Here is a 25639-nt window from a genome sequence, read left to right as displayed (position 1 = left end):
GGTCGAGTTAAGCGGCGATTGCGCTGGTAACTCAAACACCTTGTGGCGCTTTTTCGGGGCGATGCGCAACCGCGGATACCGGAAATTGTCTTCCGCCTATTCCCGAATTTCGGAAGGGTCGACGCCCCAAAGGTTTGATTTCAATGTCCAGCCACGGTATCCGCCGGCGGTAATCCGGCACCAGTCCAGCGAACAGGTTCCAAGGCGCGCCACCACCCCGGTCTCGAAATGGGCATTCACGGGCGAGGCTGGATCGGGGCGGGCATAAACAGGCAGCATCTCGGATTCGATCAGCACCGTCCGGACGCCAGACAACAAGGCATAGTGAACCCAGCCACCCGCGCCGTCGCGGTCCTGGACCTTGCGCCAGTTGCCATATTCGGCAGTGACCTGCAGCGGCATGCCGCGCCGTTTGAACACCCAGTCGATTCGATGGGTCAGGGACGGTCCGCGTCGCACGTTGCCTTCGGCTGCCTTCATCGACACATAGCGGGGCAGGGGCAGGTTGGTGACCGATCCGCGTTTGACCTCGGCCTGAGCGGCACAGACACCGAACATGACCAGAAATACGGAAACTACCGCCAGAGATCGGCGTTTTACCGGTCGAATACCACTCACTGACTGCCCGCTCTTATGCCTGTTGATCCGGTTTTGAAAAAAGGTCGACACAATGCCATTGGGGTTCTTGTGCCCCGCCTTATCCTGCGCCACGATGCCATGGCGCGCGTCCGTTTGCAAAGCAGTGGGAGAGCCGAGGTGCCAAGAGAACGTTTAAGTGTTGTCGTTACGCGACGGTTGCCTGAGGCAGTAGAAACCCGGTTAAGCGAATTGTTCGACGTGCGCCTGCGCGACGAGGACACGCCAATGACGCGTGAGGAACTTGTAGCAGCGGTACAGGATGCCGATGTGCTGGTGCCTACGGTGACCGATACCATTGATGGCGGGCTATTGGGTCAGGCAGGTGAAAAGCTGCGGCTGATCGCCAATTACGGGGCCGGTGTCGACAATATCGATGTGGCGACGGCGCGGCAGCGCGGCATATTGGTGTCCAACACGCCCGGTGTGCTGACCGACGACACGGCAGATATGACCATGGCCCTGATTCTCGCTGTCACACGGCGCATTCCCGAAGGGTTGAGCGTCATGCAGCAAGGCGACTGGACCGGGTGGGCCCCCACCGCGTTTCTGGGTGGTCGCATTGGCGGGCGGCGTTTGGGTATTCTGGGCATGGGCCGGATCGGACAGGCCGTGGCCCGCCGCGCCAAGGCGTTTGGTATGCAGATCCACTATCACAACCGCCGCAGATTGCGCCCAGAGATTGAGCAAGAGCTGGAGGCGACCTATTGGGAAAGCCTGGATCAGATGGTGGCACGTATGGATGTGATATCTATCAACTGCCCATCGACGCCGTCGACCTTCCACCTGATGAACGCGCGCCGCCTGAAGCTGATGAAACCCACGGCAGTGATCGTGAATACTTCGCGGGGTGAGGTTCTCGACGAGAACGCTTTGACCCGGATGATCCGCGCGGGTGAAATTGCGGGCGCGGGGCTGGATGTGTACGAACAGGGAACCGGTGTAAACCCGCGCTTGCGGCAGTTGCCCAATGTGGTTCTACTGCCGCATATGGGGTCGGCCACGTTGGAGGGCCGGGTTGAGATGGGCGAAAAGGTCATCATCAACATCAAAACCTTCGAAGATGGCCATCGCCCACCGGATCAGGTTGTGCCTGCGATGCTCTGACGCGTCGGAAAGGATCATGTATGGACGTGTTTGAAGGGGGATGCCGCTGTGGGAATCTGCGTGTCTCAGCTTCGGGTCGTCCTCTTCGCGTCGGGATTTGCCATTGTCTGGACTGCCGCAAACACCATGGCGCGTTGTTTTATGCGGCGGCCATTTTTCCGGCGGATGCGGTTAAAATCACCGGCAATGTGAAAGGTTATTCCGACCGGTACTTTTGCCCCGAATGCGGATCTCCGGTATTTGCCCGAAGCGGCACCGAAGTTGAAGTGCATCTGGGCTGTCTTGACGCGCCAGACCAATTCACACCGACATATGAATGCTGGACCAAACGGCGCGAGGCGTGGCTACCCGAATTTGCCGAGACAACCCGCTATGATCAGGATCGTCGCGCCGAAGAAACCGAACCATAGGGGAAATGGCGAAACTTCGCTGTGATAACACGCTGCCATGCCTGATCGTTGCAGAGGGGGCAAAATCCTTACAGGATTGAAAATAAAGATTGTATTGGAGGGTTAGATCAGATGAGACATGTTTCAGCACTGCTGCTTTCGACCGCACTTACTATTTCGACACCGGGGTTCGCGCAGGAAACAGCCGACGTCGTCGCCCCTGAGGGCGCGACAGAGGGGCAGGTTCAGGCGATGACCGACGAGGTTATTGCGGCCCTCGAAGCCAAGCTTGAAGGAGTTCCGGTCACATCCGAAAACTGGATGATAGCTGCGGCCAATCCGCTGGCGGTGGAAGCCGGAGCCAAAGTGCTACGCGCGGGCGGGTCTGCTGCGGATGCGATGGTGGCCGTGCAGGTTGTGCTGGGGCTGGTTGAGCCGCAATCCTCTGGTCTGGGCGGGGGAGCGTTTCTGGTTTGGTACGACGCGGCCAGCGGGCAAATGACAACGCTGGACGGTCGCGAAACAGCGCCCCTCGCCGCAACCCCGACGCTCTTTCAGGACGAAAACGGTGAGCCGCTGAAATTCTTTGATGCGGTGGTGGGCGGATTGTCGGTAGGTACACCGGGTACGCCTGCACTGCTGGAAGAGGCGCATCGAAGATGGGGGCGCGCGTCTTGGCCTAGACTGTTTGCCGACGGTATCCGATTGGCGGATGAAGGGTTTCTTGTTTCCCCGCGTCTGGCCAGCCTTGTCGAAAACGATGCGGACCGCCTGTCCCGCTTTCCCGAAACAGCTGCATATTTCCTGCCTGATGGTCAGCCGTTGCGGCAGGGACAGCGTTTGATGAACCCGGATTATGCCGAAACATTGCGCATGCTAGCCAGCGATGGCGCTGCCGGTTTTTACGGAGGTGAGATCGCTGCGGATATCGTGCGAACAGTCCGAAACGCCCCCGGAAATCCCGGCGTTCTTGCGGGGGTGGATCTGGCGCTCTACCAGGTGATCGAACGAGAACCGGTTTGTGCCGATTACCGCGCCTACGAGGTTTGCGGCATGGGTCCGCCGTCGTCGGGTGCCCTGACCGTCGGGCAGATTCTGGGGATGTTGAACAGCTATGATCTTGCAGCAATGGGCGCCGAAAGTGCCGAGGCATGGCGCCTGATCGGCGATGCTTCGCGCCTCGCCTTTGCGGACCGTGGGCGGTACATGGCAGATAGCGATTTCATACCCATGCCCACCAAGGGGCTGGTTGATCCGGGTTACTTGTCCCAGCGGGCGGCGTTGCTGGAAAGCGAAGTGGCCTTGTCCGAGGTCGCACCGGGTAAACCGGAATTTGACCATGCTTTGATTTGGGCGGACGACGTGTCGCTGGAGCTGCCGTCAACCTCGCATATCTCGATCGTGGACAGCTATGGCAATGTGTTGTCGATGACGACGACAATCGAGAATGGTTTTGGGTCACGCCTGATGACAAACGGGTTCCTGCTGAACAACGAGCTTACTGATTTCTCGTTCAAGACACACAGCGACGGCGTGCCGATTGCCAACCGGCTGGAGCCGGGCAAGCGTCCGCGCTCATCCATGAGCCCGACTATCGTGTTAAAGGATGGCGAGTCGGTTCTGGCTATCGGGTCTCCGGGCGGCAGCCGGATTATCGGCTATGTCGCCAAGTCCATCATCGCCTGGGCCGATTGGGGAATGGACGTGCAGCAGGCGGTTTCCCTGCCTCATTTGGTCAACCGGTTCGGAACATATGATGTCGAGGCTGCGACTTCGGCAGAAGGATTTACGGACGCGCTTGCTCAGCTGGGTTTCGAAGTCAACGCGCGCGACCTGACTTCTGGGCTGCACGCAATCGAAATCGGTGACGGGCTTAGCGGTGGAGCCGACCCGCGCCGCGAAGGAATTGCGCTGGGCGAATAGACCCTCGGTATTAGTGGGGATTGCCTGCTTTCAACGGGCCTTTTAGTCATAGGCTGAAAGGCCCGAAACGTTTTTGGGGCAGGGGAGGATGACAATGGTGCAGGCAACCGCATTGCCAAGGAATGAAGCTGGTATTGAAACCGTAATTAGCATTCTCAAGCAGCGCTTTGGCGACAGGTTGCAAACGGGTGCCGCTGTCCGTGAACAACATGGGCACACCACGACCTGGATCGAAAACCAAGTCCCCGATGCCGTGGTTTTCCCGCATTCGACGCAGGATGTTTCGGACATCGTCAAAACCTGTGCGGCGCACCGGGTGCCAGTGATCCCGTTCGGTACAGGAACATCGCTGGAAGGGCATGTAAATGCCCCGGCAGGGGGCATCTCGGTCGATCTGACGCAGATGGATCGTGTGCTTGCAGTTCATGCCGAGGATCTGGATTGCGTCGTGCAGCCCGGTGTCACGCGCGAAGCGTTGAATACCCATCTGCGCGATCTGGGCCTGTTCTTTCCGATTGATCCCGGGGCGAATGCGTCGCTGGGTGGGATGGCTGCCACTCGCGCGTCGGGCACCAATGCGGTGCGCTATGGGACGATGAAGGACAACGTTCTCAGCCTTGAAGCCGTGATGCCAGACGGTCAGATCATCCGAACCGGGCACCGGGCCAAGAAATCTTCGGCCGGCTATGATCTGGCCCGTCTTCTGATCGGGGCGGAAGGCACGTTGGGAATCATCACCGAGCTGACATTGCGGTTGCAGGGTATCCCCGAAGCCATCAGTTCGGCGCGGTGTTCCTTTCCGACAGTCGATGCCGCGTGCCGTGCGGTGATGATGACCATTCAGTACGGCATTCCGGTTGCCCGGATCGAGTTGCTGGACGAGTTGTCGGTTCAGGCCGCCAACGCCTATTCCGGGCTGAGTCTGCCGGATACACCATTGTTGTTGCTGGAATTTCACGGCTCGGAAAGTGGTGCCGTAGAGCAGGCTGAAACCTTTGGTCAGATCGCCGAAGAATTTGGTGGCACAGACTTTGCGGCTACGTCGACTACTGAAGAACGAAACAAACTGTGGCAGGCGCGGCACGATATGTATTGGGCGTGTCTGCAATTGCGCCCCGGTGCGCGGGGTATTTCGACCGATGTCTGCGTACCGATCTCGCGCCTGGCCGAGTGTGTGACCGAGACGCAGAAGAAGGCTGCCGGCCTCGGCTTGTTGGCCCCCATCGTGGGCCATGTGGGGGACGGCAATTTTCATACGCTGCTGCTGATCGACATGGAAAACGTGGAAGAAGTTACCAAGGCCGAGGCGTTTGTCGGCTGGCTGAACGACATGGCGATATCCATGGAAGGCACATGTACCGGTGAACATGGCATCGGGCAGGGAAAGAGACCGTATCTGACCAGGGAACTGGGCGCCGCCACGCGATACATGGCTGCGATCAAGGCCGCGCTGGACCCAGGCAACATCATGAATCCCGGCAAGATCTTGTCGGACGACACATAGCTGTATTCACCCTCTAGTCCTTTTTGTGCCCTCAAAACGCCCACAAGTATTGTTCTTACAGGGCCGAAAACGGACAGGTGGTCGACATGAGCGCAAAATATCTGGCGGGGTTTGTAGCCATCTGCGGGTTGGCCGTTGCAGGGCTGGACTATGTTCAGCAAGCCAAAGCATCGGAAAATGGCTTTGGCATGAAAGAATATCTTGCCTCGGTATCCTCGCGTGTCGGTCTTTCTGACGGCTGGTTCACGGCAGAGGCGCAGCCTTCGCCATCACAGGAACCGGCGGTGAAAAGTCCCTCGGACGAAAGCGGCAAATTGGTCTGCGTCTCGGTCGGAACAAGCAAACGCTGCCGTTCCAGTGGTTGAGGGCAGCGGCCGGACGAATGAATTGCGACCCGCTTTCGATATTCGGGTCGTTTTTTTCATATCACTGGTCGGATGAATGTCGCGCTATCCCCCTTAAGTACGCCATATGGTGTCAACTGATTTCAAGGGGAGACGCCCGGTTATGAAAACCCAAGTCAAAGCATTGGTCGTAGGCGGCGGCGCCGTTGGGACCTCGATTGCCTATCACCTGGCCAAAGCAGGCTGGGACGATGTGATGTTGATCGAACGGGACGAACTTACGTCCGGGTCCACCTGGCACGCCGCGGGCCTGTTGCCGCTGTTCAACATGTCTTATGCGACGACCCATATCCACAAGTATTCCGTGGATTTCTACAAGACGCTTGAGGAAGAAACCGGCCTGAATGCGGGCTTCGCGGTTGTGGGCAACCTGCGCATGGCACAGACGCAAGAGCGTATGGACGAATACATGCTCTATGCCTCGACCGCCGAAACCTGTGATGTGAAATACGAGTGGCTGACCCCGGACCAGATCAAGGAACGCTGGCCGCTGATCGAAACATCGGATCTGAAGGGCGCGATCTATCACACCGAGGACGGTTATATTAACCCTGCCGATGTGACTCAGGCAATGGCCAAGGGGGCCCGTCAACGTGGCGTCGAAATCGTGCGCAAGATGCAGGCTGACGCGTTCCACTGGAACGGCACGCACTGGGAAGTGACTTGCACCAAGATGGTCGAAAAGGGAGGCAACCTGGTGCCTTCCGACGAACAGGTCGTGATCACCGCCGAACATGTTGTGACCGCGTCGGGCAACCACGCGCAGCGCACCGCCAAGATGCTGGGCATCAAAATGCCTGCCATCCCGGTGGAACATACCTTTATCGTCATGGATAAAGACCCCGAGTTGGTCAAATGGCGCGAAGCAGGCAACCCCGAGCACCCCGTTGTCCGCGACGCCGACAACGAATCTTACGCGCGTGAAGAACGCGGTGGATGGATTCTGGGCATCTATGAACACGGCGCCCCTGCGCAGTTCGAATTCGGCGTTCCGGACAGCTTCCGCGCCGACCTGTTTCCTCTGGATCTGGACCGGATCGCCGAGCAGTACATGGCAATGGCCGAGCGCGTGCCGTCCTGTGCCGATTCCGGCCTGAAGGATGATTTCAACGGCCCGATCTGTTATACGCCGGATGGTAACCCGCTGGTTGGTCCGGCCCCGGGTTTGCGTAACATGTGGCTGGCCGAGGGTTTCAGCTTTGGCATCACCGCTGCGGGCGGCACCGGTTATTATCTGGCACAGATGATGGTCGATGGCGAAGCCGAGATCGACATGGCCTCGCTGGACCCCAAACGCTATTCCAGCAACTGGATGACCACCGAGTTCGCGGCGCGCAAGAATGAAGAATGCTACGAGCATGTCTATATCCTGCACCACCCGGATGAAGAGCGTGAAGCCTGCCGTCCGCTGCGTACCGTTCCGGCGTACGACCGCCAGAAAGCGCGTGGCGCTCAGTTCGGCTGGGTCAATGGCTGGGAACGTCCGAACTATTTCGGTCCGCTGGACGCGCCCGAGAATTTCGACAAGGAAGCACGCTCGTTCCGTCGTGGCGGCTGGTGGCAGTATGCCGTCGAAGAGGCCAAGGCGATCCGCGAAGGCGTTGGCCTGATCGACGCATCGGCCTTCACCAAGCATGTCGTCAAAGGCCCCGGTGCCACCCAGTTCCTGGATTGGTTCACCTGCAACAAACTGCCCAAGGTCGGTCGCATCAACCTGACCTACGCGCTGACTGCGCACGGCACCACTCGTACCGAATACACCATCGTCCGCAATGGCGAGAACAACTACTACATCGTCTCTGCCGGTGCATGGACCGAGTACGACGCCGATTACCTGCGTAAAGCGGCCGAGGACAAGATGGAGGAGTTCGGTTACATCGAGATCCAGGACGTGACCACGCAATGGGGCGTCTTCGCCATCGCCGGACCCAAGTCGCGTGACGTTCTGAAAGAAGTTATCAAGGACGCCGACCCGGAAACTGCACTGTCCAACAAACGCTTCCCTTGGCTGTCGGCGCGTCAGATTGAGTTGGGCATGTGCCCGGTCAACGCGATCCGCGTGGCCTATACCGGTGAGCTAGGTTGGGAACTGCACCATCCGATCGAGATGCAGAACTACCTGTTCGACCTGTTGGAAAAAGCCGGTGAAAAGCACGGCATGAAGCTGGTCGGTGCCCGTGCCCAGAACTGGCTGCGTCAGGAGAAATCCTATCGCGCCTTTGGCACCGAACTGGGCCGCGACGCGACCCCGCTGGAAGCCGACCTGCCGCGCTTTGTCGACCTGTCCAAGGACTTCCACGGCAAAGCCAAGCTGGAAGAGACCAGTGTGCGCGTCAAGTGCTGCACCTTGCTGATCGACGGTCCGGCCGATGCTGACCCGTGGGGCCGCGAGGCGCTGTATACGCCGGAAGGCGAGCGTGTAGGTCGCCTGACCTCGGGCGGCTATTCGGTCGCGTTCGAGAAGTCGATCGGTATGGGCTATGTGAAGCCTGAACTGGCGGTCGAAGGCACCAAGCTGAAGGTCAAGATGCAGGACAAGTTGTGGGATGCGGTTGTCACCTGCGACAGCCCATACGATCCGAAAAACGAAACCATCCGCAAGGACGGTTGATCAATCAAAGGCCCCGGAAATTCCGGGGCCTTTTCTGTTGGTTACGCGGATAGTTCGTCGAAACATTCCAACGCCTTGGCGGCATACATCATGGCTGGCCCACCACCCATCTGAATGGCCATACCCAAAACGTCGGACACCTCTTCGCGTGTTGCACCCGCTTTGACCAACGCATCGGTGTGCAGAGTAATGCAGGGCTCGCAGCGGAGCGATACCGACATACCCAGCGCAATAAATTCCTTTGTTTTATAGTCGAGCGTTCCGCCTTCCTTCACAGCCTTCCCAAGTGCGCCGAATGCGCGCGACGTGTCGGGAATGGCCCCGTTGAGGTTGCGCAAGCTGGTTCGTGTTGCCGAGAGCTTTTCTTGCCAAGCCATTTTGAGTGCCTTTTTCATATAAGATAACGGGAATATGTGCGGGCAGTGGTAAGTTGACCTTGATCTCGATCAGTTGGCCGGGCGTTGGGAAACAAATGCAAGGTTGTTTGCGGGCATGTCGATGGTTTTCAGCACGCGCAACCCTACGTCCTGGAACAAGCCAAGGACATCTTCGTCGTTCTTGTAGCCAATGTCGGGATCTTGTCCGATCAGAGCCTCGTGAAACTTTTTGTCCCCGCCACTTGTCAATTGGCCCGAGCGTTTGAATGGGCCGTACAAAACGAACCTCCCGTTTTCAGTTAGGGACTGCGCGACTTCGGCGAAAATGGCTCTGGTGTCCTGCCAACTGATCAAATGTATCAGGTTAATCAAGACGATCAGGTCCTGCGAAGGAAAGCGCGCATGCCAGCCCGAATTCGTTGCGTCCAGATGTTCGGCATTTGCCACGTTGGGTAAGGCGCTGGTATAGGCGTCGATGCTAACGCGGCGTTCAGGGTCAGGTTCGGTGGGATGCCACGTCAGATCGGGCAGCAAATCAGCAAACGCACAGACATGCTGACCGGTTCCGCTTGCAATCTCCAGCGCGTGCCCACGGCGCGGTGCCCAGTCTTGTAGCAACGCGCAAAGCGCATCGGAGTTTCGCGTCGCTGCCGGGGCCACCAGTTTCCCATCCTCACTTGCGTTGGCGACATTCGCAGAGGGCGGTAGATTGCGTTTGATCATCTGTTCAACCTGTTTGGGGTCAGCGACTTAACACTGTCTGGATCCAGCACCGGCGTGTTTCCGACCACCAAATCACACAGCAACTGCGAAGCTGCCGGTGCTGTTTGGAAACCATACCCGCCTTGACCCGCAGACCAGATAAACGACGGATCGATCGGGTCAGGCCCAAGCACCAAGGTTCCGTCCGGTGCGAAACTGCGCAATCCTGCCCAGTTCGTTTCGACCCGTGTTACTGGTTCGGTCATTAATTCTTCATAGCGCGCCAGACCTTCGGCCAACACCATGTCGTCGGCATAGGCGTCCTGAGGTGGTGCGGGATCGGCTTCGCAAGGCGAAACAAGCAATTTGCCCGCGTCCGGTTTGGCGTACCATGTTTCACCCGTGCCCAACATCATGGGCCATCCGGATACATCATGGCCCCCGGGGGCGGGCAGCCGCGCCATTGAACGGCGGCGAGGAGAGATGCCGATGGGCGGTACCCCTGCAAGCTTGGCGATCTCGTCCACCCATGCACCGGCCGCATTCACCAAATTGCGGGCTTCGAAGATCTGCCCGGCCTCGACCAGCCAATGCCGCTCTTTTCGAATGCCGGTTACTTTGCTTTTTGTTGCAACGGTTCCTCCGTTCTGGCGAATGGTCCGCGCGTAATCCTGCAACAGGCGATCAGTATCGATGTCAAAAGCAGCTTGGCTGATAGCCGCAAAACCCACCTTGGCCGGGTTCAGGATCGGAACGCTCGAAACCGCCTGATCGATGGGAATTCTTTCCATGTTCAGGTCTTTGCGGTCGGCTTCGAAAACTTCGCTTTGGTCAAACGAACCGATCAACATCAGTCCGCGCTGGGTTAGGTACCCACCGTTTTGTGTGTGCAGGAACGTGGCCCCAGCCCTGTTCAGCGCCACCACGGATTGCGGGCCATAGCTTTCTTCAAACAGGGCCGCCGAGCGACCCGACGCGTGATACCCCAAGGCGTCTTCGGCCTCTAAAACCATCACGGTTCCATATTGTGACAAGCGCGCGCCTGCACTTAACCCGGCAACTCCGCCCCCGATGACGAGGAAATCGATCATTATTTGTGTTCCTTCCGCAGCAGGTTCGCCACAAGTTTTCTGGTTTCATGTTGTTCTTTGGGTCAAGCATTTGGCTTTTCGAAGAATCTCCAAACTATAAGCAGCCTTGAATTTGGGCTTCAACCCGGTCAAAGAAGTATCAAAACGAACAGGAGGGCAAGGTGACTGCAGCAGATCTTCATCCAATGGCCACTGGACACATTCCCCGATATATCGTCGCAGCTGACGGAAGCGATTACCTTTTTTCGGCTATGGTCGTCTTCTTTGTCGTTCTCGTGGTGCTGATCGGTGTTGGGTATCTGACGCTCCATTCGGTTCCGGAGAAAATGGCGCACGAGAACAACCATCCGCAATTTCAGTTGGTGGGTATTCTGGCGCTGCTGGCCCTGTTTACTCACAACGGGTTATTCTGGGTTGCCGCCGTACTGGTCGCAGGGTTTCAGTTTCCGGATTTTGCAACCCCGCTTAAAAGCATCGCCGATGCCATTCGTTCTCTTGGACGTGCAATTGCTTCGGAACCGGGCCCCGAGGCACCTGTGCCAACCCCTGGCGTTTCAGACTCCACCGACGTGCAGGAGCAAAACACATGATTGAAACCCTGCTTTGCGCCCTGATCACGGTGCTGCCCGATTATCTGTTCCGCCGGTTTGTTCAGGGCAAACGTATCGGTCACGAGATCACCCTTTTCACCATGTGGTACGAGTTGCGCTGGGGTCTTACGACCTGTGCCATTCTGGCGCTGACGGTAATCACCACGCTGTTCTATTTTCACCCAGCCAGTAAAACCGCAGCGTCCTATTTTCGAACCGTGACGATCCTGCCGCAGCTAGGTGGCCGTGTTTCGGAAATTTTCGTTAAGAACAATGAACTGGTAACTGCTGGCCAGCCTATTTTCAGGATCGAAGATTTCAGCCAGACAGCGCAGGTTCAGGCGGCGAATGCACAGATCGCACAGGTTCAGGCCTCGCTGATAGTGGCTGAAACCGATCTGGCCGAGGCTGATGCCGGTATTGCCGGTGCCAAGGCGGCTTTGGCGCAGTCCCTGGACGATCTTGAACGAAATACGACCCTGCGCGACCAAGGTTCAAGCGCTGTCCGGCTGACCGAGATCGAGCGGCTGGAAAACCTTGTTGCCGAGCGTGAGGCGCAGGTGGTTGCGGCCGAATCCAGACGTGCGGCAGTCGAACAGCAGATCGAAGAGCTGATCCCTGCGCAACTAGCCAGCGCCATTGCTCAGCTGGACGCCGCTCAGACCGAGTTGGACAAAACGCTGATTGTCGCCGGTGTTACCGGACGGGTCGAGCAGTTTAGCCTGCAGGTTGGCGATTACGTGAGCCCGTTGTTGCGTCCTGCTGGCATCCTCGTTCCATCGCATACCGGACATGACCGTTTTCAGGCTGCTTTCAACCAGCTGTCTGCTCAGGTGATCAAACCAGGTATGATCGGTGAGTTGGGCTGCATGACCAAGCCATTCACCGTAATTCCAACTGTGGTGGTCGAGGTTCAGGATGTCATACCGTCCGGTCAGATCCGTCCATCAGATGAATTGCGGGATGTGCAGAATAACACCAATCCCGGCTCGATTCTGGTCTATATGGAGCCGTTGTATGAAGGTATGGCCGATGACCTTCCTCCGGGCAGCAACTGCCTGGCCAACGTCTACACTGACAACCATGACCGTCTGGAACACGAGGATTTGGGCTTTTGGAAAGCTGCTTTCCTGCACGTGGTCGACACAATTGGCGTGGTCCATGCGGCAGGTTTGCGTTTGCGCCTGATCCTGATGCCCGTTAACACTCTGGTGCTGACCGGGCATTGATCCGGTTTCTTCAGAACAGTTCTTAACGCGCCCGGCAGGTTCCCCGCCGGGCGCTTGCATTTTTATAGCGCTGCTTTGAACAGCTGAGTGAGGTTTTCTTTGGTCAACTCAATCGGGTTCCCGCCGCATGAAGGGTCGATGATTGCGCCTTCGACGAGGGTTGGGATTGAGGTCTCGGTTACGCCGAATTCTGCCAGCTTTCGCGGGATGCCAAGGCTGTCGTTGAATTCCTGTACAAAAGCGCGGAAGCCGTCAAAGCCACCGTTGATGCCCAGATAGGCGGCAGCCTGCTGGAAACGATCTGCTATGGCGGGAGCATTGAAATCCAGCACAGCAGGCATGCAGACCGCATTGGTGGTGCCGTGATGGGTGTTGAAGTGCGCGCCGACCGGGTGACTCATGGCATGGATCGCACCCAGACCTTTCTGGAAGGCGGTTGCGCCCATGGCCGCCGCGCTCATCATCTGGGCGCGGGCCTCAATGTCGCTGCCATCTGCGTAGGCGCGCGGCAGATATTCTTTCACCAAACGCATACCTTCCAGTGCAATACCCTGGCTCATCGGGTGATAATGCGGGCTCGAATAGGCTTCGACGCAATGCGCGAAGGCGTCCAGACCGGTGCCTGCGGTGATGAATTTGGGCATTCCAACCGTCAGTTCAGGATCGCAGATCACCACCGTCGGCAGGACTTTGGGGTGGAAGATGATCTTCTTGGCGTGGGTCTCGGAATTTGTGATGACGCTGGCGCGGCCAACTTCGGATCCGGTCCCCGCAGTCGTTGGAACCGCAATGATCGGCGCGATTGCATCCGCATCGGCGCGGGTCCACCAGTCGCCGATATCCTCAAAGTCCCATACCGGGCGCGTCTGGCTGCACATGAAGGCGACCATCTTGCCCAGATCCAGCCCCGAGCCGCCGCCAAAGGCAATCACACCATCATGTCCACCGGCCTTGTATGCCGCAACGCCTGCGTCGAGGTTCTTCTCATTCGGGTTTGGGTCCACGTCACTGAATACACCGCGACCCAGACCAGCCGCCTCCATGATATCCAGCGTCGCCGCGGTGATCGGCAGATCGGCCAACCCCTTGTCCGTGACCAGCAGGGGTTTCTTCATCCCGGCTGTGGCACAGGCTGCGGGCAGTTCCTTGATGCGCTCGGCACCAAATTTGATTGCGGTCGGATAGGACCAGTTTCCAACAAGTGACATGTCAGGTTTCCTTTGTGATTTGAGACCTGCGCGGGTGAGGGGGTCAGCCCCGAGCAGGCCGTCGTCCTTAGCCCGTGACCTTCTTCAGGTGGTAGGATTTTGGACGGGTGAGATTGTGATAGCCGATGACCGAAAGACCACCGCCGCGCCCGGTATTCTTGCAACCGGTCCAGCACAGGCCAGGGTCCAGATAGTCGGCCCGGTTCATGAAGACGGTGCCGGTCTCGATCTGGTCGCCCACACGCGCCGCGCGGTCCACATCGCGGGTCCAAAGGCTGGCTGTCAGACCAAACTCGCTGTCATTCATCAGCGCGATGGCCTCGGCATCCGAGGACACTTTCATGATGCCCACAACCGGGCCAAAGCTTTCGTCCCGCATCACCCGCATGTCATGGGTGACGTTGGTCAGGATCTGTGGCGTGAGATATGCGCCACCGTCGTCCTCGGGGAAGGGGTCGATATCCGCGACCGCGCCGGCCTCAACCGCTTCGGCAATCTGCGCGCGCACCTCGTCAGCGAAACGCACATTGGCCATAGGACCTATGGTTGTTTCGGCATCCAGCGGATTGCCCAGCTTATAACCCTTCACGATCTCTACCGCCTTGGCGACAAAGTCATCGTAAAGGCTTTCGTGAACGTAAATCCGCTCGATCCCGCAGCAACACTGGCCCGAATTGAACATCGCGCCGTCGATCAGCGTATCAACCGCCGCGTCCAGATCGGCGTCGTCCATAACGTAACCCGGATCCTTGCCGCCCAGTTCGGTGCCCACGCCAGTAAAGGTACCCGCCGCCGCACGCTCCATCGCCTGACCGCCGCCGACCGAACCGGTGAAGTTCACAAAGTCGAACGCGTTGCCCGCGATGAGGTCATTGGTCACGTCGTGGCTGAGGAACACATTCTGGAACACGTCTTCGGGCACCCCTGCCGAATGGAACGCCTGCGCCATGCGTTCACCGACCAACAGGGTCTGGGTCGCGTGTTTCAGAACAACCGTGTTGCCCGCGATCAGCGCGGGCGCCACCGTGTTGATTGCCGTCATGTAAGGATAGTTCCAGGGTGCAACCACAAAGACCACCCCATGCGGAATGCGCTTGATATAGCGTTTGAAAGTCTCGTCTTCGCCCACGGCAATATCGGCCAATGACGTCTCGGCGATCTCTGCCATATGGCTGGCGCGTTCGTTGAATCCCCCAAACTCGCCGCCATAGCGCACTGGGCGGCCCATCATATGGGCCAGTTCCGGAACAATCTCATCATTCATCGCGCCAACAGCCGCGACACCCGCCATCACCAGATCAATCCGCTCCTGCAACGGCCGCGCTGCCCATCCGGCCTGTGCCGCCCGCGCCCGCGCCGCGCCCTCAAACGCAGCCTCCCGCGACAGCACCTCGCGTTCCGCATAAACCGATCCATCAATCGGCGAGACACATTGCAACATCTGCGCCATATCCACTCCATCTCTAAAGAGAGCAGGATCCCTGCTTCATCTGGCCATAAATATCCCGGGGTGCGCGAGGGGCTGGCCCCTCGCTTCTTCCATCTCAAGCCCGCTCAAAGCCGCGGGCAATTTCCCAATCGGTTACCACGCGTTCGAACTCCTCGATTTCAACCTCAGCCGCGCGGGTATAGTGATCGACAACGTCATCGCCCATGGCCGCGCGTAACATGGCCGAACCTTGCAGGGCGTTTCGTGCTGCACGCAGCGTGCCGGGGATCATTCCCGTCTCGCCCTGATAGACATCGCCCTTTGTCGGCGGCTGCAACTCCAGCCCTTCTTCGATCCCTGCGATCCCGGCCGCCAACATCCCTGCAATCGCCAGATAGGGGTTCATATCCGATCCCGGAATACGGCACTCGACCCGTATCGCCTTGGTTCCATCCCCGCACAGGCGGTACCCGGCCGTGCGGTTGTCTACCGACCAGATGATCCGCGTCGGTGCAAAGGTGCCCTTCATGAACCGCTTGTAGCTGTTGATGTACGGTGCCATGAAATACGTGTAATCAGCGGCGTATTTCAGCAGGCCGGCCATATAGCTTTTCATCAACGCCGACATGCCCAGCTCATCCGCCGCGTCATAGAACGCCGGTTGCCCATCCTTCCAAAGCGACTGATGCACATGAGACGAGCTGCCCACCCTTTCATGATGCCATTTTGGCAGGAAGGTCGCCGCATGACCGTGCTGCCAGGCGATCTCTTTCACCGCGTTCTTGGCGATCGAGTGATACTCTGCCGTGTCCATCGCAGGCGCATATTTGATGTTCAGTTCTTCCTGCCCGGCCTCGGCCTCACCTTTGGTGTTCTCGACCGGAATGCCCGCATCCCACAGGTGGTTCCGGATCGGGCGCATCACATGCTCTTCCTTGGTGGTCTGCAGAATGTGATAATCTTCGTTATAACCCGAGATCGGTTCCAGATCGCGGAACCCTTCCTTGCGGATTGCATCAAAACTTTTCGCGAACAGGAAGAATTCCAGCTCGGTGGCGCACATCGCCTCATACCCCATCGCCTTCAGGCGGTTCACCTGCTTTTTCAGGATCGAGCGCGGCGCATGTGGCACTTCCTCATGGGTGTGGTGATCCAGCACATCGCACATGACCATCGCGGTACCTTCCAGCCAGGGCACCGGGCGCAATGTGCTAAGGTCTGGCTTCATCACATAGTCGCCATAACCACGCTCCCAACTGGTCGAAGCATACCCATCCGGCGTCGCCATCTCGAGATCCGTGGCCAGCAGGTAGTTACAGCAATGCGTCTCTTCCCACGCGCCAGCCACAAAATGACTTGCATGAAAACGCTTGCCCATCAACCGACCCTGCATGTCAACCATGCAAACCAATACTGTGTCGATCGCGCCGTCTGCGACAAGCGATTTCAGGGTTTCGAAAGTCAGAGTTGCGGTCATGAAACAAACCTCATGCGTTGAGTAGGGGCGCCGCATGACAGCGCCCCTGTTTTGATATCAATCGAATGTGTAAGGTGCGCCGGCCTGGTTAATGACCGAGTTATACTCACGGAAGATGCCAACGATCTTCTGGTGAATTTCGCCTTCCTGTGCGACCTCGTCCCAGAATTCGATAGCGGCATTTTCCACTTCTTTCCATTCTGCCGCCGGAACCTGTCGCAACTGCAGTTTGTCGCCATTCGCGCGCAAGGCCGCTTCGCCGCCCCAGTACCACTGGTTACGATAGGTGTGGCCTGCTTCGACACCTGCCATCACAACCGATTTCAGGTGGTCAGGCAACTCGGCCCAGCGTTCCTGGTTTGCAAACCAAGACCCGATCCACGCGCCTGAGATGTTGTTGGTCAGGAAATAGTCGGTCACATTGGCCCAGCCAACAGTGTAATCTTCAGTGATGCCCGACCAGGCCATTCCGTCCAACTCACCGGTTTGCACGGCCACTTCCGCGTCTTCGTATGGGATATTGACTGGTACGACACCAAACTTGGCCAGAAAACGCCCGGCCGTCGGGAAGGTATAGAGCTTCAGCCCATCCAGGTCGCCAAGGCTTTTGATTTCCTTTTTGGTGTTGAAGTTGCAGGGGTCCTGACCCGCTGCCGATAGCCACGTCACACCAACCTTCTCATATTCCGAGCGCCAGATATCAGCCAGACCGTATTGGTTGAACAGCACTGGAACGTCTAGAATATGCTTGGTCGCGAAGGGGAAATAACCACCGAATTGACGCAGCGGAGTAGGCGAAGCCATGGAATCGTCGTCCGAATGCACACCGTCAATCGTGCCGCGTTGCAGGGCCTGGAACAGTTCACCTGTCGGAACGATCTGGTCCGCATAGAACAGTTCGATCTCAAGTTCGCCATTGGCATTGGCGTTGATGTAATCGATGGCTGGCTTGGTCACATGCTCGCCCAATGCGCCACCGGCATAGGTCTGGAACCGCCACTTGATGGCGGATTGCGCTTTGACGATCGCAGGAGAGGCCAGTGTGGCGGCCCCCGCCAGACCGGCGGAGCTTAGAAATCTGCGTCTTGTAGTCATTGTCTTTCTCCTCTGTTTAGTCTTGCTGAACTTCGCCCCTTTCCGGGGTCTTGTGACTTAATTTCCATAGACATAATTCGGCAGCCATAGCGCGATTTCAGGAAAGATGATGATTATGGCCAAGGCGCAGACCATCACCAGAACAAAAGGAACGATCGAACTGTAGATATCGCGCAGCGAAATTTCCGGGGGGGCCATCGCGCGCATCAGGAACAGGTTATAGCCGAATGGCGGCGTCATATATGCGATCTGCGTGGTGATCGTATAAAGCACGCCGTACCAGATAAGATCAAATCCAAGCGCACCCACCAGCGGAACGTAAAGCGGCGCGACGATAACCAGCATGGCAGTATCGTCCAGAAACGTACCCATCAGGATAAAGCTGAGCTGCATAAGAATCAGAATCATCCACGGGGAAAGACCCAGCTTTTCGGTGAACAGGCTTTCGATTGCCTTGACCGCGCCCAACCCGTCGAAGACAGCGCCAAAAGCCAGAGCCGCTAGAATGATCCACATGAACATGCACGAGATGCCCAGGGTGTGCCGAATAGAATTCTCGAACACCGTGCGTGTCAGCCGTCCTTTCAGAAAGGCCGCCAGCATGGCCGTTGTGGCTCCGATGGCGGAGGATTCCACCAACGAAGTCCAGCCGTTAACAAAAGGAACCATCATCACCATGAAAATGCCCAAAGGTAACAATCCGGCTTGCAACAGCAGCAGCTTTTCTCGCAACGGAATGTCGCGGTCTTCCGCGGGCAGGACCGGGCCGAGCGATGGGTTGATGCGGCAACGGATGACAATGTAGATGATGAACATGGCCGCCATCATCAGCCCGGGTATCACTCCAGCGAGCCATAACTGGCCGACGGGTTGCCGCGCGATCATCGCATAAAGAACCAGAACAACGGATGGTGGCACCAGAATCCCAAGGGATGATCCGGCCTGAATGACGCCGGTCACCATGCGCTTGTCATAGTTCCGGCGCAGCAATTCCGGCAAGGCGATCGTAGCGCCGATTGCCATACCTGCAACGGACAAACCGTTCATTGCCGAGATAAGAACCATCAGCCCGATGGTTCCGACAGCCAGACCACCGGACAAGCCGCCCATCCAGACATGGAACATCTTGTAAAGGTCATCTGCGATCCGACTTTCGGAAAGGATGTATCCCATGAAAATGAACATGGGCAGTGTCAGCAGCGGGTACCACTTCATGACCTTGATCGCAGCGGCAAAACCCAGATCGTAGCCGCCCCGATCTCCCCATAGGAACAAGGCCGAAACCACAGCGACACAGCCGATTGCACCAAAGACGCGCTGGCCGGTCAGCATCATAAGCATCATTGATGCGAACATCAGTAAGGCAATCATCTCGTATGACATCAGATTACCTCGCGCGGGATATCGTCGCCGCACAGGCGCAGAATATCTTTGAACAATTCTGATATGGCTTGCAGCAGCATCAAGAAGATACCGATAACCATGATCAGCTTGACCGGCCAAAGGTAGGGTCGCCAGATCGTCGCGCTGCGCTCACCACCATATTGGAAGGAATACATCAGGCTGTCCCATCCCCCCCACAGCAAGATGACCAGATAGATGATCAGGAATACGACTGTGAAGGCATCCGTCCAGGCCTTGCGGCGATGAGACCATTCGCCATAAAGCAGGTCCATTCGCACGTTTGACCCCATCTGGATCGAATAAGGGCCACCAAGCATGTAGTAGGCCACCATGGCGAACTGAGCCATTTCGAGCGTCCAGAGCGACGGCACGAAAAAGGTTTTCGAGACCGAAGACCAGAACAGAATACCCATCATGACGAATATGCCGTACATGACGACGCGCCCGATCCAGCGGTTCGTTCGATCAATGACCGCCACGTAGCCCCGCAAGAACTTCATCTCGATACCTCAACTCTCATTGTTTCGCCTCTGTGTGCGAATACGCATCAATGACCGTTTGCAGGATCGGCGTCAGAATCCCGGCAATACGGTCTACTCCCGTTGGTGTGTCAATAAGATCGTTTCGAACTTCGACCATGACATTCGGAAGCCCTCGACTGATCGCATGTTCCTGCAACGTATGCGTGACGCCATCCGTGGCAGAGTAAGGTTCGTTCAACGCGGCTTTCAGACCCGAGTCCTTGGCGCAGCGCAGCATAAGTTGGGCTGCCCGGTCGTCTTCGTCATGAAGAATGCCCAATTCGACTGATCGGGTCCTACCGTTGTAGACGGGAGTGAAACTGTGCATCGTGACAACGACAGGCGGCCGATCCCGCGCGTCCAGAGTAGACGACAACAATTGTTTGAACGGCTCATAAACCTCGCGGACCCTTTGTGCGCGTTGAGCGTCCGTCAGGTTTTCGTTGCCGGGGATGGAAAACACTTCGCTTACCTGCGGCATTGCATCTGCACGTTCAGGCGAGCGGTTGCAGTCGTAAACAAGTCGGCTGATGCAGGAATGAACCAGCGGCGCGTCCAAAGCCTTCATCAGTTCGACGGAAAGCGCCAATGCGCCAATATCCCATGCTGCATGAGACAATGCAGCGTCCTCAGTCAGGCCCAATCCGTTCAGTGACGCTGGGATGAATCGGCTAGCATGTTCGCATACCAAAACGCACTGTGCCCGACTGCTGGCATTCTGCACGCGGGCTGCCGGAGCTTCGGTTGGTAGAAGCATTGGTGTCTCGGAATCGTGGCGCATAAGTAGCATTTGTTACAGCAACCTCACGCCTGTCAAGAAAATTACTGTAGACAAAATTACAAACGAACATATTCTGTAAAAAATTTGAGATACGAAGGTGCCGATGGCCACCGTTGCGAAACTTGTCAAACAGCGGATCCAGGAAGAGCTTGACGATCTGACACGGTCAGAACGGCAGCTGGCCTCGGTACTCTTGCAAGATTATCCGATGACCGGCTTGCAATCGATCACCAAGCTGGCCGCTGCGGCGCAGGTCTCGACCCCGACGGTCATACGTATGGCACGCAAGCTGGGTTTTGACGGTTTTCCCGCTCTGCAGGACGCCCTGCGAGAGGAGGTGGCTGCACAAATCAAAAAGCCGATCTCGAAACGGGATGCCTGGGTTGTGGATGACGAGGCGGAACATCCCACAACGCGGTTTGCACAGGCCGTTTGGACAAATATGCGCCACACGCTGGAACGTCTGGACAAAGAGATGTTCGACACCGTTGCCCAGCTTCTGGCCAACACGGATCGCCATCTTTACGTCGTGGGCGGGCGTATCACGCGTTCAAATGCGGACTATCTGTTCAATCACATGCAGATTATTCGACCCAATGTGACGATGCTGGGCAATTCGGCAAACGTTTGGCCGCAGTACCTGCTTGATATGGATGAAACCTCGGTTCTGGTGATATTTGATATACGCCGATACGAGGCCTATCTCGAGAAACTGGCGCAGGTCGCATCTAGCCGCGGCGTGACGGTTATCCTGTTCACCGACCAGTGGGGATCACCGATTGGCAAGACCGCCAATTACACGTTTCATGCACTGGTCGAGGCGCCCTCCAGCTGGGACTCAACAATAGCGCTACAGCTGATTTCGGAAACCCTGATCGCTGAAGTGCAAGAGGCCCGGTGGGAAGAAAGCAAGGAACGCATCGAGGAACTCGAGCGGTTTTTCTCCTCGACGCGGATATTTCGCAGTCACGATTGAAGGCCGTACATCCACCGGGAAATATCACGTTTTTGGCCGCGCTAATTTTCACACTTCCCGCTTGACGCGCCCGGGCGCATGACTTAACCAGCGCAAACCATGTGCGGGTATAGCTTAATGGTAAAGCCCCTGCCTTCCAAGCAGGCTATGTCGGTTCGATTCCGTCTACCCGCTCCAATCCCCACTGATTTCTGCGTCAAATGGCCCTTATGGTTGGCTGTTTCTGGCAGGAATGCTTGACCGGAACGGCGACTGGCGCCAAGAAAGCGTTCACTTTGTAGCGTTCAATTCACAAGGGCCGGACATGGCAAGACAGACCGCCAATAAACCAGCACAATCAGCGGCTCCTGGCGCTAGCGAAGAGCGGGCCCGCTCAAGGAAAATCGGGGTGCTGGGGTCGCTCTGGCCTTTCATGAAACCCTACAGGCTATTGATGATCGGGGCGACACTGGCGCTGATCCTGACGGCCAGTATGACGTTGACCCTGCCATTGGCCGTGCGGCGGGTCGTTGACAATTTCCGCATTCAGGACGGTGAATTGTTGGACTGGTACTTTTTGGCAGCGTTGGGCATTGCCGCTGTTCTGGCTGCGGGAACCGGTGTCCGATATGCGTTGGTCACACGGTTGGGGGAACGTGTGGTTGCGGATATCCGCAAGGCTGTATTTGATCGTGTGATCGGCATGAGCCCCGAATTCTACGAACGCATCATGACCGGTGAAGTGCTGAGCAGGATCACCACTGACACCACACTCATCCAATCGGTTCTTGGCTCATCGGTTTCCATCGCGCTGCGCAACATGCTGATGTTTGTCGGCGGGCTGGTTCTGATGCTGTTGACCTCGGCTAAGCTGACCGGGCTTGTCTTGCTGCTTATCCCCGTGGTGGTGGTGCCGATATTGATTCTGGGGCGGCGTTTGCGCGTGATCAGCCGCGAAAACCAGGATTGGATTGCGGCGTCTTCCGGAAACGCGGGCGAGGCATTGGGGGCGGTACAGACGGTGCAGGCCTTTACCCACGAACAGGCCAGCCGCCAGCAATTCGATGAGATGACCGAGATGTCCTATACCGTTTCGCTGCGCCGGATTCAGACGCGCGCGGTGCTGACGGTGATTGTGATCTTTCTGGTTTTTTCAGGCATCGTTGGCGTTCTGTGGATGGGTGCAAATGACGTACGCAACGGTGTGATGACCGAAGGCGTTCTAATTCAATTCGTGATCTACTCGATCATCATGGCGGGTTCTGTCGCGGCCCTGTCCGAAATATGGAGCGAGCTTCAGCGCGCCGCCGGAGCCACCGAGCGTCTTGTCGAGTTGCTGAATGCCGAAGATACGGTTTCGGACCCCGTTAACTCGGCTCCTTTGCCAAAGGACGTCCGGGGCGAAATCCGGTTCGAAGATGTCAGTTTTCGCTATCCCTCGCGCCCCGATGCAATCGCGCTGGATCACTTGTCGCTTCAGGTAAACCCGGGCGAGACCGTTGCCTTTGTCGGGCCGTCAGGGGCGGGCAAGACGACGATCATTCAATTGATTCAACGGTTCTATGACCCAAATTCGGGCCGGGTTATGTTGGATGGCCATGATCTGCAGGAACTGGATCGCACAGATTTCCGGAAGTACATGTCTTTGGTGCCGCAGGATCCGGTGATCTTTGCCGCCTCAGCCCGCGAAAACATTCGCTTCGGTCGCCTGGACGCAACAGATGCCGAAGTAGAAGCCGCAGCCCGTGCCGCTATTGCGCATGACTTTATCGCGTCCTTGCCCGACGGGTATGACAGTTTTGTCGGCGAGCGGGGGGTCATGCTGTCGGGTGGGCAGAAGCAGCGTATCGCAATCGCCCGCGCCATATTGCGCGACGCACCCGTGCTGCTGCTTGACGAGGCAACCTCGGCCCTTGATGCGGAAAGTGAACGCGCAGTACAGGGCGCTGTGGATCAGATGCGTGCCGGTCGCACGACCCTGATTGTTGCGCACAGATTGGCCACCGTAAAGAAAGCCGACCGCATTGTTGTGCTGGAAGAAGGCCGTATCGTGGCGCAGGGCAGCCATGATGATCTGGTGTCCCAAGATGGGCTATATGCGCGCCTCGCACGACTGCAGTTCACCGATGGCGTAGCCGCAGAATAGGAGTGACGCTCGGGCATTAGTGAATTCGCCGTAGCGTCACTCTACATTTTACCCCCTTTGAAGGCTAAGGCCTCGCTTGCGCGAGGGTTGTTTTGCTTCCATCTTGGTTGCGAACAACAAGCTCGTGCAAAAACACGGGAGAAAAACGGGAGGAACCACATGGCCTTTGTGGGATTGGAAGACAAGACGCGCATAGAACAGGAGATGTCGTGGGAGGATCGGGATTTGCCTGTCACCTTCCATCAGCTCCTGTCGCGCACGGCAGAGAAATTTCCCAACCACAACGCCATCAGTTTTCAGCTGCTTTCCGGGCCCACAGACAAGGCTGAAACCCTGACCTGGTCGGAACTTCTGGGTAAGGTCAATCAGGCAGCAAACCTGTTCCGCTCGCTGGGTGTTGGTGAAAAAGACGTGGTGGCTTATGTGCTGCCAAACTGTAACGAAACGCTGATTACCATGATGGGCGGTGCAGTTGCGGGAATCGTGAACCCCATCAACCCGCTGCTGGAGCCCGAGCAGATTGCGGCGATCCTGCGTGAGACAGGCGCCAAGGTGGTTGTTACGTTAAAGTCCTTCCCGAAAACAGATGTTGCCCAGAAGGTGGAAGAGGCGGTGCGCCACGCGCCCAAGGTCAACACCATTCTGGAAATCGACCTGAATCGGTACCTGACGCCGCCCAAGTCGTGGCTGGTTCCCTTCCTGCGCCCCAAGATGGGCGAAAAGGAAAAGCTGGCGCATGCGGATTACAAAAACTTCAACAAGGAACTTGCCAAGCAACCGACGACGCTGACATTCGAGGACAGCAAGGAAGATCGCGTTGCTTGTTATTTCCACACCGGTGGGACCACCGGGATGCCCAAGGTGGCGCAACATAAATACTCGGGCCTGATCTACAACGGCTGGCTGGGCAAAACGCTGTTGTTTGATGAAAATGACGTCATCATGTGCCCGCTGCCGATGTTCCACGTCTTTGCCGTGCATGTGATCGTGATGGCCGCCGTTTCGTCAGGTGCGCATGTAATTTTCCCGACACCTGCAGGTTATCGCGGTGACGGTGTGTTCGACAATTTCTGGAAGCTGATCGAGCGCTGGAGAGTGAGCTTTATCATCACTGTTCCAACCGCGATTTCAGCCAAGATGCAACGCCCGGTAGATGCCGATATCTCAAGCGTGAAAACCGCCTTTTCGGGTTCGGCGCCGCTGCCGGTGGAGTTGTTCCGCCGCTTCGAAGAGGCGACGGGCGTCACCATCGTCGAAGGCTACGGCCTGACCGAGGCCACCTGTCTGGTCTCGTGCAACCCCGTGGATGGCGAGAAAAAGATCGGTTCGATCGGTATTCCGTTCCCCTATACGGATGTCAAAATCCTGCTGGATGGGCCGGATGGACCGACAGAGTGCGGCACTGATCAGATTGGTGAGATCTGCATCTCGAACCCCGGTGTGTATGCAGGCAACACGTATACTGAGGCTGACAAGAACATTGGTCTTTACCACTTTGACAAATACCTGCGTACGGGCGATCTGGGGCGGTTTGACGAAGACGGCTACCTTTGGATCACGGGTCGCGCCAAGGACCTGATCATTCGCGGTGGTCACAATATCGATCCTGCTGAAATCGAAGAGGCGCTGCTGGGTCACAATGCAGTTGCCTTCGCGGGGGCGATCGGTCAGCCGGACGCGCATTCGGGCGAAGTGCCCTGCGCCTTTGTAGAATTGGTCGATGGAGCGTCGGTCACTGAAAACGAGCTGCTGGAGTATTGCAAGGTTCACGTGCATGAGCGTGCTGCACAACCCAAGCATATAACCATTCTTGACGAGTTGCCGAAAACTGCCGTCGGTAAGGTGTTCAAGCCGGACCTGCGCAAACAGGCCATCACCCGCATTTACAACGGTGCTCTTGACGCTGCGGGGCTTGCTGCGCGGGTTGTTCTTGTGATCGACGATAAAAAGCGTGGCCTTGTCGCGCAGCTTGACGCGAACGGATCTTCGGAAGACGATGTCTCGAAAGTGCTGGGCGCATATACCCGGCCCTGGGAGTGGTCCAAATAAGCCGGAGGAAC

The 25639-nt window shown here is 57.3% G+C and carries 22 protein-coding genes and 1 tRNA gene; 12 read left to right on the top strand and 11 right to left on the bottom strand.

The genetic code is table 11. From position 1 onward, the window contains the following. Positions 1-96 precede the first annotated feature (96 nt). Positions 97-558 carry an SH3 domain-containing protein gene (locus I9182_RS08600; RefSeq protein WP_209504930.1) on the bottom strand — a complete coding sequence of 154 codons (462 nt, stop codon included), beginning with the start codon at positions 556-558 and terminating at the stop codon, positions 97-99. A 198-nt stretch (positions 559-756) separates the two neighbouring features. On the opposite strand from I9182_RS08600, the gene I9182_RS08595 reads away from it, so the two are divergent. From I9182_RS08595 to I9182_RS08570, 6 genes are all read left to right on the top strand, one after another. Next, positions 757-1743, top strand: a complete 987-nt coding sequence (locus I9182_RS08595; RefSeq protein ID WP_209598093.1) for a D-glycerate dehydrogenase — start codon at positions 757-759, stop codon at positions 1741-1743. Between the two features lie 20 nt (positions 1744-1763). Beyond that, positions 1764-2153: a GFA family protein gene (locus tag I9182_RS08590; protein ID WP_209504664.1), complete on the top strand. Its 390-nt coding sequence runs from the start codon at positions 1764-1766 to the stop codon at positions 2151-2153. 111 nt (positions 2154-2264) lie between these two features. Beyond that, positions 2265-4055, top strand: coding sequence for a gamma-glutamyltransferase (gene ggt, locus I9182_RS08585; protein ID WP_209597943.1), 1791 nt, complete (start codon positions 2265-2267; stop codon positions 4053-4055). Positions 4056-4149: 94 nt separating this feature from the next. Then, positions 4150-5559: an FAD-linked oxidase C-terminal domain-containing protein gene (locus I9182_RS08580; RefSeq protein ID WP_209597941.1), complete on the top strand. Its 1410-nt coding sequence runs from the start codon at positions 4150-4152 to the stop codon at positions 5557-5559. Between the two features lie 86 nt (positions 5560-5645). Next, the gene (locus I9182_RS08575; protein WP_209597940.1) at positions 5646-5924 is read left to right on the top strand and encodes a hypothetical protein; all 279 of its coding nucleotides are present in this window, start codon (positions 5646-5648) and stop codon (positions 5922-5924) included. 142 nt (positions 5925-6066) lie between these two features. Further along, entirely contained in the window at positions 6067-8574 is a 2508-nt protein-coding gene (locus I9182_RS08570; RefSeq protein ID WP_209597938.1) for an FAD-dependent oxidoreductase, read from the top strand. Between the two features lie 41 nt (positions 8575-8615). Here the strand turns inward: I9182_RS08570 and I9182_RS08565 are convergent, their stop codons facing one another. The 3 genes from I9182_RS08565 to I9182_RS08555 all read right to left on the bottom strand — a co-directional run bounded on the left by I9182_RS08565 (position 8616) and on the right by I9182_RS08555 (position 10744). Then, a complete protein-coding gene (locus I9182_RS08565; RefSeq protein ID WP_209504659.1) occupies positions 8616-8951 on the bottom strand; it encodes a carboxymuconolactone decarboxylase family protein in 336 nt (111 codons plus the stop codon). 69 nt (positions 8952-9020) lie between these two features. After that, positions 9021-9674: a DUF938 domain-containing protein gene (locus I9182_RS08560; protein WP_209597936.1), complete on the bottom strand. Its 654-nt coding sequence runs from the start codon at positions 9672-9674 to the stop codon at positions 9021-9023. Further along, positions 9671-10744, bottom strand: a complete 1074-nt coding sequence (locus tag I9182_RS08555) for an FAD-dependent oxidoreductase (protein WP_209597935.1) — start codon at positions 10742-10744, stop codon at positions 9671-9673. The genes I9182_RS08560 and I9182_RS08555 overlap by 4 nt, the downstream gene beginning before the upstream one ends. A 161-nt stretch (positions 10745-10905) precedes the next feature. Between I9182_RS08555 and I9182_RS08550 the strand changes: the two genes are divergently transcribed. Together I9182_RS08550 and I9182_RS08545 are read left to right on the top strand one after the other, a co-directional pair. Further along, complete coding sequence (locus tag I9182_RS08550; protein ID WP_348540325.1) at positions 10906-11334, top strand: hypothetical protein; 429 nt, start codon at positions 10906-10908, stop codon at positions 11332-11334. Continuing rightward, positions 11331-12563, top strand: a complete 1233-nt coding sequence (locus I9182_RS08545) for a biotin/lipoyl-binding protein (RefSeq protein WP_209504656.1) — start codon at positions 11331-11333, stop codon at positions 12561-12563. The genes I9182_RS08550 and I9182_RS08545 overlap by 4 nt, the downstream gene beginning before the upstream one ends. Before the next feature lie 62 nt (positions 12564-12625). On the opposite strand, the gene I9182_RS08540 is transcribed toward I9182_RS08545, so the two are convergent. From I9182_RS08540 to I9182_RS08510, 7 genes are all read right to left on the bottom strand, one after another. Further along, positions 12626-13771: an iron-containing alcohol dehydrogenase gene (locus tag I9182_RS08540; protein WP_209597933.1), complete on the bottom strand. Its 1146-nt coding sequence runs from the start codon at positions 13769-13771 to the stop codon at positions 12626-12628. 67 nt (positions 13772-13838) lie between these two features. Further along, entirely contained in the window at positions 13839-15221 is a 1383-nt protein-coding gene (locus I9182_RS08535; RefSeq protein WP_209504654.1) for an aldehyde dehydrogenase family protein, read from the bottom strand. A gap of 94 nt (positions 15222-15315) precedes the next feature. Next, positions 15316-16677 carry a glutamine synthetase family protein gene (locus tag I9182_RS08530; protein WP_209597932.1) on the bottom strand — a complete coding sequence of 454 codons (1362 nt, stop codon included), beginning with the start codon at positions 16675-16677 and terminating at the stop codon, positions 15316-15318. A 57-nt stretch (positions 16678-16734) separates the two neighbouring features. Continuing rightward, positions 16735-17772: a TRAP transporter substrate-binding protein gene (locus tag I9182_RS08525; RefSeq protein WP_209504652.1), complete on the bottom strand. Its 1038-nt coding sequence runs from the start codon at positions 17770-17772 to the stop codon at positions 16735-16737. 57 nt (positions 17773-17829) lie between these two features. Beyond that, positions 17830-19155, bottom strand: coding sequence for a TRAP transporter large permease subunit (locus I9182_RS08520; RefSeq protein WP_209504651.1), 1326 nt, complete (start codon positions 19153-19155; stop codon positions 17830-17832). Then, positions 19155-19676: a TRAP transporter small permease subunit gene (locus tag I9182_RS08515; RefSeq protein ID WP_209504650.1), complete on the bottom strand. Its 522-nt coding sequence runs from the start codon at positions 19674-19676 to the stop codon at positions 19155-19157. The genes I9182_RS08520 and I9182_RS08515 overlap by 1 nt, the downstream gene beginning before the upstream one ends. Before the next feature lie 16 nt (positions 19677-19692). Then, a complete protein-coding gene (locus I9182_RS08510; RefSeq protein ID WP_245222551.1) occupies positions 19693-20478 on the bottom strand; it encodes an N-formylglutamate amidohydrolase in 786 nt (261 codons plus the stop codon). A gap of 103 nt (positions 20479-20581) precedes the next feature. On the opposite strand from I9182_RS08510, the gene I9182_RS08505 reads away from it, so the two are divergent. The 4 genes from I9182_RS08505 to I9182_RS08490 all read left to right on the top strand — a co-directional run bounded on the left by I9182_RS08505 (position 20582) and on the right by I9182_RS08490 (position 25628). Then, complete coding sequence (locus I9182_RS08505; protein ID WP_209597929.1) at positions 20582-21454, top strand: MurR/RpiR family transcriptional regulator; 873 nt, start codon at positions 20582-20584, stop codon at positions 21452-21454. A gap of 103 nt (positions 21455-21557) precedes the next feature. After that, positions 21558-21631 (top strand) — tRNA-Gly (locus I9182_RS08500). Between the two features lie 127 nt (positions 21632-21758). Further along, positions 21759-23579: an ABC transporter transmembrane domain-containing protein gene (locus I9182_RS08495; RefSeq protein ID WP_209597927.1), complete on the top strand. Its 1821-nt coding sequence runs from the start codon at positions 21759-21761 to the stop codon at positions 23577-23579. A 159-nt stretch (positions 23580-23738) separates the two neighbouring features. Then, complete coding sequence (locus I9182_RS08490) at positions 23739-25628, top strand: acyl-CoA synthetase (protein ID WP_209504646.1); 1890 nt, start codon at positions 23739-23741, stop codon at positions 25626-25628. The last annotated feature ends 11 nt before the right edge of the window (positions 25629-25639 follow it).

Source organism: Ruegeria sp. HKCCSP351, from assembly GCF_017872535.1.
In the GTDB taxonomy this organism is placed as follows: Bacteria; Pseudomonadota; Alphaproteobacteria; order Rhodobacterales; family Rhodobacteraceae; genus Ruegeria.
Note: the sequence above shows the minus strand (reverse complement) of the source record. Positions and strands in the feature narration are given on the sequence as shown.